This window comes from Acidiluteibacter ferrifornacis, assembly GCF_009909615.1.
GTDB classification, from domain to species: Bacteria; Bacteroidota; Bacteroidia; order Flavobacteriales_E; family Vicingaceae; genus Acidiluteibacter; species Acidiluteibacter ferrifornacis.
This window is the reverse complement of record NZ_WWNE01000005.1, coordinates 97,566-110,138: the sequence shown is the minus strand read 5'-3', so window position 1 is coordinate 110,138 and position 12,573 is coordinate 97,566. Positions and strand designations below refer to the sequence as shown.

Below are 12,573 nucleotides of genomic sequence, written 5' to 3'. Positions count from 1 at the left end.
AAGCCCTACGTTTCTTAGCCGTGGCCGTTAGCAAACATTACCCAATCACTAATGAGATTAAAATATTTATTACTGTTAATCATTTCAGTTAATAGCCAACTCTATTCTCAAAACAGTTTGATAAACGCATTTTTGGAGCTTGCCAAGTATGAAAACGGGAATCACACTGCAAAATTTAATGGATCAAGTTTAATTTACGGTTACACAATTAAAGACAGTATAATTGATGCACCAATTAGAGCATTCAAAAAGAATGGACGACTAGTTGAATATCGTAATGTTAGAAATAACGAATTTGAGGACAGCACGATTATTTACAGTTTAAAAGGCAGAAAGGCTTTCATACAAATAATTGAAGATGACACGCTAATAAAAGAGGTTGATTCAACCTTCCACTTTTTGACCAATAAACTCTTCGCAGTTTATAAATGGGACAAGGCGAAAGACACCAATTTTCATCTCATTGATAATGAAAAGTTGAAATATTTTTATAAACCATGGAATGGCTACGGACAAGTTCCAGCGATAAATGGGACTATATCATATTTCTTCAAAAATGGAAATATTAAAAGAATAGTGAGGAATGCAAATTCCAAAAGACATGGAAAGACTGAATTTTATCGGCGTGATGGAACCTTTAAAAAAGGTAAAATATATTATTTTGGAGAGCGAGTAGCCGTTACAACTAAATAAAAACGGTTTGCTAACAATCTGTATAGCACATTGTGGTTAAAGCAGTTTGGAAAGTTGAATAGATATTTGAAATCTCACAAAATCCGCTTGCGGATTTTGTTTTGGCAAACAATTTACAAAACCGCAAAGCGGTTTTTGCTAAGTGCTAAACTGAAATTGTATCTTTATCAAAACCACAACGCACCATACAGTAAACGTTGGCGTGCATTAAAAAATGAAATTAAACCTGACCATATTAATTGTCTCACTTTTGTATTTACTCTTGGTGACAATAGGAGTATTTAATAGCTGCTTGTCATTCGGGCATGGACTTGGAGACTTGGGAATGATACTGATGTTGACATTAGTAAATTTGATTGTAATAGCGACTTACTTCATAGCAAAGCGGAAATCTAATTGGATAAAAGGCTTGATAATTTTTAACGGAATTATTGTTTCTCTTTCGATAATATACTTCACTCTAAGTTTGACTATTTGGAGAGGAGTTGAACAACCTTGGAATGGAAATCTATTTTATTGTTAACTAATCAGACAATGAAAAAACTCGCAGTCATATTGCCAATTATTGTTGTCGGTCTAACTACCTCATGGTATTTCGACTTTTGGCATAAACCAGTCGAGAAAATTGACGAACTGATTGGAGAGAATTACGACTATGCTCACAAAATCTACTTTCAGACTGATCCTGATAAACAATACAAAATGGACGTCAATGACAACCTGAACGAATTTAATGGTGGAATATTAAACAAAAAGGATATACTGACTAACTCTATTGTTCATGTCTTTACATGGGATTATACGACACATAAAAAAACCATTTGGATAGGACAGACTGAAAAATTGGAAAGTGAAATTATTGACGCAATTAGATATAACAAAAAAGTTCAATTTTAATGGACAGAAAAAATAAAAAACGACACGCCAACAAAGAACTGTGCTAAAAACCCAGTTATTTCCAATATTTTTTATGCTTTAAGGGCAAAAAATATCAGAATAACTGCTCAAGAGCTATATTCCTAATTTACTTCTATATGATTGATCAAATGGTATACCTGACTTTGCTATTGCAAATGCTTGTTTTAATAACTTATTACATATAGCAATCAATGCTAACTTTTTTACTCTTTCCTTTTGCTACTATTCTGTCATACATTTGCTTCATGCAATAATTTTTGGATACCCCAATATTTGAGTATTCTTAGAATATATATACTCAAAAATACAACAAATACGTACGTATTTACTAAATGGTTTTAACTTTTGATTAAATACTAAAGAAAATGTGACTTAAAGTTCAATTGAACATCATAATGAGAAGAAATTATATAGATAACTTTAATCATTAAGTCTTTCAAAAGTGAACAATTACATAGTTAAACAAAAAAAGGGGGAATTGTGTCCCAATTCCCCCTTTCAATTCATCCCTTTAATCTCTATTTTACTATGAATCGTTTGGTTCCGATTACTTTGTCGTCTAATCGATAAGTTAACATATACGTTCCTACGGCTAGTTGAGTTCCCTTTAATAATTCAAACTCATAAATAGTATCTAATCCATCCAAAAGAACCAAACGAGATTTTACTAACTCACCTTCAATGGTTCTAATCTCTAAATTTAACTTTCCACTCTTGTCCGAAACTAAATTAAAGTACAACTCATCACCATTGGTTGGGTTCGGGTATAATTTAGAGTTGCTCACCAAGTCAGCACCTCCAAACTCTACTGCTCTTAATTCAGAGTATGTATATTCCCCATTAAAATCTGTTTGCTTTAATCGATAATAAGAAACTCCATCATAAGGACTTGCATCGATCAATTCATAACTCAATTTTTCGATGGAGTTACCAGCTCCTTTTACATTTCCAACCAATTCAAAATTTACTCCATCCTTGGTTTTCTCTATTGTAAAGAAATCATTGTTGATTTCAGCTAAAGTTACCCACGTCAATAAAACACTGTTGAGCTTCTTTTCTGCTTCAAAACTAATCAGAGTAATGGGTAAAGTGGTTGCATTATCCGTATCTCGCCAATCTGGTTCTGAATCTGCATCCATATTCGGATAGATAGAAGCTGCACCAAAATTATCGGTGTCATATAAATCTATCAAACCATCGTTATCTGAATCATGATAAAAAGGGCTGTCCGGATCTAAGAAATTAGGCTGACCATCTAAGTCAGAATCCTCTAACCAGTTCGGTATTTGATCTCCATCACCATCTAAACTATTATTATAATAGTTTGCATTTCCTCCTGCACTGACAAATGCAGTTGATCTGATTTTTAAATCTTTCAAAGCATCTCCTTCTTCATCATCATCGAATCCTTCAATCCAGTCGGGCTGTCCATCACCATCTGTATCGAAATCCAAATAATCAGGAGCACCTGAATTTTCTTGGTTATTTAAAGTAATCGCGGTTCCTCCATTGTTGGAATCATAACGATTATCCCAACCATCACCATCCGTATCCGACCCAGTTGGTGCTCTAAAACCTGCTGTTGATTGTCCTTCAACGTTATCGATTAATCCATCGTTGTCTGAGTCAATATCCAAATAGTTTGGTAATCCATCTCCATCTGAATCTGTTAAAGGTAATCGACTACCTCCATTTTCAGTATCCACAAAATCACTCAAACCGTCAAAATCTGCATCAACTCCGTCTTGCTTTCCATCGTTATTCGAATCTTCACCACCGGCCTCTACAACGTCGGCTATTCCATCATTATCTGAATCTAAATCTAAATAATCAGGATAAGCGTCACGATCTTTATTAGGCATGGTAGGCACTATTCCATCATTGATATTAAACAATCCATCTCTATCCGAATCTGATTGTGCATCTAACTCTCCATCACCATTGTTATCAATTCCACCTGCTTCAATTGCATCAGGAATCCCGTCTCCATCACTGTCCCTATCCAAATAGTTCGGTTGAGAATCTCCATCCTTATTTGGCATATCAAACCTTACCGTCTCCTCGGCATCATCCCAACCATTTGAATTTGCATCAGTAAATCCATCAACAACTCCATCATTAGTAGCGTCAGGGCCTCCCGCTTCAAAGGTGTCGGATAAACCATCATTATCACTATCTCTATCGATATAGTCAGGATATTCATCACTATCTGAATTAGTTAATGGCAATGCTGTTCCTCCAATGGTTGGATCCACAGCATCTAACCATCCATTTTCGTTGGTATCGTTTGAATCATCAATTTTTCCATCATTATTGGCGTCTTCTCCTCCCGCTTCTACTACATCTGCAATACCATCGTTATCGGCATCTAAATCTAAGCGATTCTTAATTCCGTCACCATCTAAATCCAAATCAGCTAAAGGTGTACCTCCATTATTTGGATCAAACGTATTGGCCCAGCCATTTCCGTCTGTATCAGTCGCATTGTCTACGACTCCATCATTGTTGTTGTCAACACCACCTGCTTCTATAATATCCGAAATACCGTCGTTGTCTGAATCCAAATCTAAATAATTTGGTATTCCATCTCCATCATTGTCACAGCCACTAATAAGGTATGCCGTACCGTTAATATTATCCGGACCAGAACCGTCAATATTTACGATCGTGAATGTATTAAAACCTCCTACGAAATTAACTTGATTAAATACTGAACCATCTGCAGGCTTCATTAATTCAAGTGCATTTGAAGTCGTTGTTCTTGTACCAAAAACAGAAACTTTTCCGTTCGCATCAATAAAAATTCGGATTCGAGGCAAACCATTACTATTACTTACCCAAGCAGTTGTCATTGAAGCATTATCAGATGCAAAAACCATCAATACTTCAGTGGCAGCACTAAATGTTGCTGCATCAAACTGTAATAAGTTTTTAGGATTTAATCCAGAACCATTAATGGTGATCGACATAGAATTATCAACCGATACTAACTCAAAATATGCCAGAGTTACACCAGCTTGATTAAAGCTGGTAGTGCTTCCTCCATTTCCTCCAACGATAGAATAAGAATTAGTTGAACCACATTCATTAATGTCTAATATTCCATCGTTATCTTTATCAATATCTACTCCATCTGCGATACCATCACCATCTGAGTCTTTTTCTTCCCTCCAATCTCTTTCAGCAGTTCCCGAAGTTGTAACATTCGGGAAGAAGTTTGAATTCTGAGAAAGGTTTGATGGGTTGGTGGTGTTGTTTCGACCATTCACTCGATCAAAATTGTTATCCAATCCATCATTATCCGAATCTACACCTGAAGGTGAAGTATTTGCTGTTAAATCTCCATCAGTATCCCATCCTTCTATTAGGTCTGAAATTAAATCATTGTCAGCGTCTAAATCTAAATAATCAGGATTATCGGTACCATCTGTATTTACAGGTACTAAACCATTGGTGCTTTCAAATGCATTATCTAATCCATCGCCATCAGTATCTGTTCCTAATGCTCTAATTGGACTTCCTGTTGAGGCTTGTGCTTCGATATTATCAATAATACCATCATTGTCAGCATCAATATCAATGAAGTTTGCTAATCCATCACTATCAAAATCTTGAGGTGTAGTATTCGGAGTTCCGAAAGTGGCATCATTACTATCTGCTGAATCTAATACTCCATCACCATCCGCATCGGCCGTACCATCAACTACTCCGTTATTGTTAGCATCTACTCCTGTTCCTATTGGATTCTCTTTCAAGTCTGTGATTCCATCATTATCAGAATCAATATCCATAAAGTTTGGTTTCCCATCTTCATCTGTATCTAAAGGAACGGTATTAGGTGAACCTCTCAAGCCATCATTGCTATCTGGTGCATCAAGAATACCGTCTCCATCTGCATCCGCAGCGCCATCTATTACTCCGTTACTGTCGGCGTCATTCGCTCTGTTCACTTGATTTTCAAACAAATCAGTAATTCCATCATTATCAGAATCTAAATCAATAAAGTTTGGAACTGCATCTAAATCTGAATTAGTTGGAGCTGAGTTTGGTGAGCCAAAAGTAGCATCGTTACTATCGGCAGAATCCAAAATACCGTCCTTATCAGCATCCGCAGAACCATCAACAATTCCATCATTATTGGAATCTGTTCCTGAGCCTGTAGGATTTTCCTTCAAATCAGTAATTCCATCATTATCAGAATCTAAATCAATAAAATTGGCTTTTCCATCTCCATCTGTATCTCTTGGAGCATTATTTGGTGATCCGATTGCACCGTTATTGCTATCTGCTGAATTTAAAATTCCATCACCATCCGTATCTGAAGAACCATCTACGACTCCATCATTATTAGAATCTGTTCCTGTACCTCTATTCTCAGCTAAATCCGTAATCCCATCATTATCAGAATCCAAGTCGATGTAGTTTGGAGTTCCATCGCCATCGGTATCCGTTGGAATGGCATTCGGCGAGCCTGCAACTCCATCATTACTGTCCGCACTATCTAAAATACCGTCAGCATCTGCATCAGCAGTTCCATCAACTACTCCGTCATTGTTAGAATCTGTTCCTGTGCCACCAAGATTTTCTTTCAAATCAGTGATTCCATCGTTATCAGAATCTAAATCAATAAAATTGGCTTTTCCATCTCCATCGGTATTCGTAGGAGCAGAACCAGGAGACCCTATTGCACTGTTATTTTTATCTGCGCTATTTAGTATACCATCTCCATCGGTATCAGCAGAACCATCCACAATACCATCGTTATTGGAATCTGTTCCGGTTCCTGTTGGATTTTCCTTTAAATCAGTAATCCCATCATTATCTGAATCTAAATCCAAGAAATTTGGAAGTGTATCTGCATCTGAATTCGTCGGAATACTGTTAGGCGAACCAAAAACAGCAGTATTCAAATCTGCACTATCAATTATTCCATCTTTATCAATATCAGTAGCACCATCAACCACACCATCGGTATTTGAATCGGTCCCTCTTCCACTTTCAGCTAAATCAGTAATACCATCATTATCTGAATCTAAATCGATGTAGTTAGGTTTTCCATCCCCATCAGAATCTCTAGGTGTATTATTTGGCGAACCTTTCACTCCGGTATTACTGTCTGCAGAATCAATTATTCCATCGCCATCAGCATCAGTTGTACCATCAACAACACCATCATTGTTAGCATCTGTTCCTGTTCCTCTATTTTCAGCTAAATCAGTTATTCCATCATTATCAGAATCTAAATCTAGGAAGTTAGCATATCCATTTCCATCGGTATTAGTAGGTACTGTATTCGGTGAACCTTTAACCCCATCATTGCTATCCGCTGAATTTAAGATTCCATCACCATCAGTATCTGCCGTTCCATCTACTATACCATCATTATTGGCGTCAGTTCCTGTTCCAGCAGGATTTTCCTTTAAGTCGGTTATTCCATCGTTATCTGAATCTAAGTCTATGAAGTTTGGCAAAGCATCCCCATCTACGTTAGATACTGGAGAGTTTGGCGAACCGAATAAACCATCATTAGAATCAGCAGAATCTAAAATTCCATCACCATCAGCGTCAGATGATCCATCAATGATTCCATCGTTATTAGAATCAGTTCCAGTTGAATTAGGATTTTCAGCAAAATCAGTTATTCCGTCGTTATCTGAATCAAGATCCAAATAATTAGGAACACCATCTGCATCAGAATTTCTTGGTGCTGAGTTTGGTGAACCAAAAACTGAATTATTATTATCTGCACTGTTTAAAATTCCGTCACCGTCTGTATCTGAACTTCCATCTACCACTCCATTGTTATCAGAATCAGTCCCTTTTCCATTTTCTTGAACATCAAAAATACCATCGTTGTCAGAATCTAAATCTAAGAAGTTAGGTACAGCATCTGCATCGCTATTAGTAGGAATAGTGTTTGGCGAACCTCTTAAAGCATCATTGCTATCTGCCGAATCTAATATTCCATCTCCATCAGCATCGGCAGAACCGTCTAGCACTCCATTATTATCAGAGTCAATCCCTGTGCCCGATGGATTTTCAGCTAAATCGGTAATCCCATCATTGTCCGAATCTAAATCTATAAAGTTGGGCTTCCCATCTCCATCTGTATCTCTGGCAGGTCTGTTTGGAGAACCTAAAACTGAGGTATTACTATCTGCTGAATCAATAATACCATCCCCATCTGCATCAGTAGTTCCATCAACTATTCCATCATTATTAGTATCGGTTCCATTTCCATTTTCAGCTAAATCCATAATTCCATCATTATCTGAATCTAAGTCCAAATAGTTTGGTTTTCCATCACCATCTGTATCTCGCGGAATGCTATTTAATGATCCTCTCACCGAGGTATTGTTATCTGCGGAGTCGATGATACCGTCTTTGTCCGCATCAGTTGTTCCGTCTACTATTCCATCATTATTAGTGTCCGTTCCTTTTCCGTTTTCTGCTAAATCCGTTACACCATCATTATCTGAATCTAAATCCAAATAATTGAAAACACCATCTCCATCAGTATCTCTTGGAGTAGTATTGGGTGAGCCTGCAACTCCACTATTAGAATCAGCAGAGCTTAAAATTCCGTCACCATCTGCATCTGAACTTCCATCTACTATACCATCATTATTGGCATCTGTACCATTCCCATTTTCTGCTAAATCTGTAATACCATCATTATCTGAATCTAAATCAAATTGGTCTCTAATGCCATCACCGTCTCTATCCGCAATTGTATAGGTTTTAATACCATTGTCAGCAACCGTTTCTAGATTATTTACAAATCCATTCGAGCCGAAATTAAATGATGGATCTATTATTCCGTCATGATTTGCATCAAGGGTATTGATAGTTGCTACAGGTATTCCTGATTCATAAATATCTAAAACTCCATCGTTGTCAGAATCTAAATCCAGGTAATTCGGCACTCCATCACCATCTGTATCACAAACAGAACTTAAAATACTAAACGGAACTGCTCGCTTTGAAATAGAAGGCCCTGCATAACTTAGCGTTAAAACATCTCCTCCAAAATCTTCAAAGAAAAGAAGTGTCAATGGATATGTCCCCTTATTGAGGTAAATGTTTCCTGATCTTTCTGTATCAGCGTGAGCTCCATCGTTATCAACTACTGTAGCTCCACCAATAAACAACTTGGAACCATCATCGGATGAAGTGTAGAATGTGTAATCACCTGAAGTTGCAATAGTAATAAACCCTTTATATCGAATACTGTATTGATCTGCAGTCCCTTTGATGGAAGTAGCCAATGCATTCACATTTAAGTTACCTATAGTACCAATACTTGCAGCACCGGAGGTCGGTATGTTATTCACTGTAGAACCTGCCACCTGCGTGGAGTAAAACTCATAAGTTAAAGCACCGGTACAGCCACTTAATTCATCCGCATTTAAAATTCCGTCGTTATCTGAATCTAAATCATTCTCATCCGCAATACCATCATTATCCTTATCTACGATATCAGTTGCGATTGTAAAGTACTTCGTTCCTGAAAAAGTAACCCCTTCAAAATAAAGGGTATCATTTGAAATATACTTGTTATAGGCAGACAATGTTCCATTTGCCATGGTTGGTGTATTTCCCATGATCAAACCATACTTTTTAATATCTGTAGGAGAAGCTGTTATATTCCCTAAATAAAATGCAACCTTAACGGTACCTGTATTCCCGGTAGATTGAGCCTTCCATACCCTAGTTACACGTTCTGTAAAATAAATAGGGTTAACATCTGCTGTATTCTTGGATACTAAAGAACCATTGTCATTTCCCCAAATTAAATAATCTTGCTCATTTAAACTGCTAGAATTAGACATTTGAACCACAGCATCAGTGCTTTGGCTCATACTTTTTTGCTGATTCAATTCGATAGCACATTCTTCGAACCCTATCCCTGCAATGTCATTATCATAGACCTCAGCACCAGAACCATCTGCTGTAAAGATTACATTTCCATCACTATCTATATAATTTCTATTTAATGTTATACCATATTTGACGGCAAGGTAACTCTCAATTTTTTGAATTTCAAGAGCTGTAAGTGCCTGGTTGTATACAATAACCTCACCTAGTGCTCCTGCTAACTCTCCAGAATTATTTGAGTTATTTCCTAGAATAAAAGAAGTAGCCGGATTAATTGCTCCAAAGTCGGTATTGTAGGCAACAGTTCCATTATAAAGTACTTGTTCATTTCCGGCCCAGTTCACTTGATAAGCAGAAACGAATGCCTCATTATTGGAAACTAAAGGAGATGCGCTAACTGTGGTTCCTGTTCCTTGAAATCTGAATCTTGGATTATTAGCTGTTTCCCCATAAAATGTTCTGAAGTTATTGGTTGACCCTTCACTCAAATAAGTATTGGCGGTATTATTCGTTTTCTTAGCGACTAAGAAGACCGTTTCATTTTTTCGAGTATCGATTGAAAACGTAACTGCATCAAAATCTATATCATCATTAGAGCCAGTTTGCGGCCTAATTCTTAAATATCTTGTAGGAACTTGAGTTACTAAATTAGTTGAAGTATAGTTTACACGATCTGAAGTTTGTGGAACCAATGGGTTGGTAGAATATCCAGATCCTGAAGAAGCCGATTCCTCTACAACCATATCAGCAACCGCTGTGTTCGTATAAGCATTCTTTCTTCTCCAAACTATGGTATAAGTAGACCCTGCCGATAAGGTTGTACCCAAATCAATAACTAGTCGATCTGTTTCGTCATAAATTTGAGCAAATTGTGAATCAGGTGCTCCATTAGCGTTTGTACCATTATTTATACCTGTAGAATTCGCTCCATCATAGGTCCCATTTCCTGCTTGTAAAGAACCAAAATTGACGGGGAAAGTCATTCGTTGATTATCATTGTCAGAAAATACCAGTCCGGGGTTATTATTAAACACATTCGTGGTAAAGATTGGGCCAACTGAAACAGAAGTAGCATCATTACCTAAAGAAGCTTTATTTCTCCAAGTCTTCACTACTTGACCATTGGATGCAGCTGTGGCACTAGCGTTTCTTGGACCATCATTGGCTTTATACCACCTTAATAACCCAGTTGTCACTCCCCCAGGCCTATTTCCGAAATCTATTTTAATAGAATCCGTTGCTTCAGGACAACCGGTTCTTGGACTAATGTAAAAAGTAATAATTCCACCAAACTCTATATCTTGAGCAGAGGGTATATAATCTGCATATAAAGTAGAATCATGGGGAGTAAACGTACCGGTACCTGTCGATGACCATCTAAAACTTTTAGTACGATCACCTGCAAAATTAACTAGTGAAATCGGCCCTGGATCAACATTTGATGTAGGTACACAAGAAACATCTGAACTTGAATTTACAATATTAATCGCAAAAGTGGAATCTTTAATTGGAATCGCTATTAAGGTATCGAGTGTCGAATACCAATAGGAGTTAATTACGTTTCCGTTTCCTATTCCACTGCTAAAATCTCCAGTCCATGAGTGACATCCTACACTTGAAGAGCCAACACAACCAGTTAAATTCGTTGTTCCTCCAACGTTGGAATCATCCCAATAAACAGCAGTTGAACCGCTGATAGGCAACTCTAAAGATATTTTCAACCCGTTCGGATTGGACTCTATATCTTGCAATGGAACCTGAGTAACATTGGACTCAAAAAGTACCTGAATGTATATCGTATCTCCATCGGGCACATAATTCCCATTTCCATCTCGTCCATCCCAGGCAATACAATTGGCACCTTTAAATAAGGTTGTAGCCGAGATTAGTCGATCTGAAGAACTTGACTGGTATCCAGGAACGCCGTTTATCTCCAAATATAAATTCGCACTACTAGCCCTATTTAACTCTACTACAATACATTGATCATCACGACTACAACGTTGGATAAAAGCTGGAGATACAGATTTTGTAAGTGCCCTTGCTGGATAAATTGTAGTATCAGGTGTATTTAAGAAAATTCTATTCTTTCGATTCAACTTCGTTGCTGGACTTGTTGTCGATTTGGAATCATTAGCAAAGTTTCCTGTAGTTCCTACCCCATTCTCATTAGCAATGACGTTGAAATAGCCAGGCACCACTTTATCTAATTCAATCTTCGTAATAATACTATCTGAAGTATAAACATGGAATTTTGAGGAATTTTCTGAAAGTGTACCTGCATTGGGTGCTCTATTTACTGTGGCTAACGACCATTGACGAGACCACAATCTACCATTTATTGTAGCCGTGCCTTTTGCAACTGAAATATCAAAATAATTGAAAGCAATTGTAGCCCAAGTACAACCACTATTGTTAAACATAGTGGTATTACTATTGTAGTTAAATTCAAAGTAATAATCCCCATTCTTTGTAGGGTTATGTGTCAAAGGAGTATATCCACTCGTTCCAACACCGTTATATCCATCAGGACCATTAACTGCCTCATTATAGGAACCAATAAAACCTGCTGTTGTACTTGTTGTAGTTCCTCCATTCCAATATGGAATACCTGAAGCTCCCGATGTTGCTACCACATTACCATCTGGGTCTTTTAATCTCCAATGTACCCTTCTTCCGCCAGTATTTGAGTTCGTATAGTCGCCATTGACAGTAGGCACATTGTTACAATCAGAAAACCATAAACGACGAACATTAAATCCAAACTTGATGGATTCAGTTGTAAAATCATTGATATGAATATACAATCTTTCGTCTGAGGTGGAATTAAACGTATAAGCTGGATAGGCTCCGTTTACGGGATCGGTGATAAAATTTACTAACAATCCACCACTCTCATTTCCAGTACCTAGTCCTGTGAAGTTTTTCCAAACAGACTTGGTTCCTTCAGCATTAACATTTAAAGTAAATAAAATCACTAATAAATGAAAAAGAATGCTAAATCGAAAGCTAGCCAATAAATTGATTTTCATAAACATATAGTTAGTTGTGGTCAAATAGTCAATAGTGAGCAAATTAATAGCT

General features: G+C 37.2%; 3 protein-coding genes and 1 pseudogene. 2 read left to right on the top strand and 2 right to left on the bottom strand.

Annotation, left to right across the window (positions count from 1 at the left end; translation table 11 throughout):
* The first annotated feature begins 51 nt into the window (after positions 1-51).
* Positions 52-693, top strand: coding sequence for a hypothetical protein (locus GQN54_RS04780; RefSeq protein ID WP_160632377.1), 642 nt, complete (start codon positions 52-54; stop codon positions 691-693).
* A gap of 534 nt (positions 694-1,227) precedes the next feature.
* Positions 1,228-1,590 (top strand): hypothetical protein, encoded by a 363-nt coding sequence (locus GQN54_RS04775; protein WP_160632376.1) that lies wholly within the window; start codon positions 1,228-1,230, stop codon positions 1,588-1,590.
* Positions 1,591-1,704: 114 nt separating this feature from the next.
* Here the strand turns inward: GQN54_RS04775 and GQN54_RS15610 are convergent.
* Together GQN54_RS15610 and GQN54_RS04770 are read right to left on the bottom strand one after the other, a co-directional pair.
* Positions 1,705-1,846: pseudogene (locus GQN54_RS15610) on the bottom strand (IS110 family transposase); the annotation flags it as partial.
* A gap of 283 nt (positions 1,847-2,129) precedes the next feature.
* Complete coding sequence (locus tag GQN54_RS04770) at positions 2,130-12,521, bottom strand: beta strand repeat-containing protein (protein ID WP_160632375.1); 10,392 nt, start codon at positions 12,519-12,521, stop codon at positions 2,130-2,132.
* Positions 12,522-12,573 lie beyond the last annotated feature (52 nt).

Bases quoted from the DNA above. Each gene is read 5' to 3' on its own strand.
- GQN54_RS04780 (WP_160632377.1), top strand. From the start codon at position 52: ATGAGATTAAAATATTTATTACTGTTAATCATTTCAGTTAATAGCCAA.
- GQN54_RS04770 (WP_160632375.1), bottom strand. From the start codon at position 12,521: ATGAAAATCAATTTATTGGCTAGCTTTCGATTTAGCATTCTTTTTCAT.
- GQN54_RS04775 (WP_160632376.1), top strand. From the start codon at position 1,228: ATGAAAAAACTCGCAGTCATATTGCCAATTATTGTTGTCGGTCTAACT.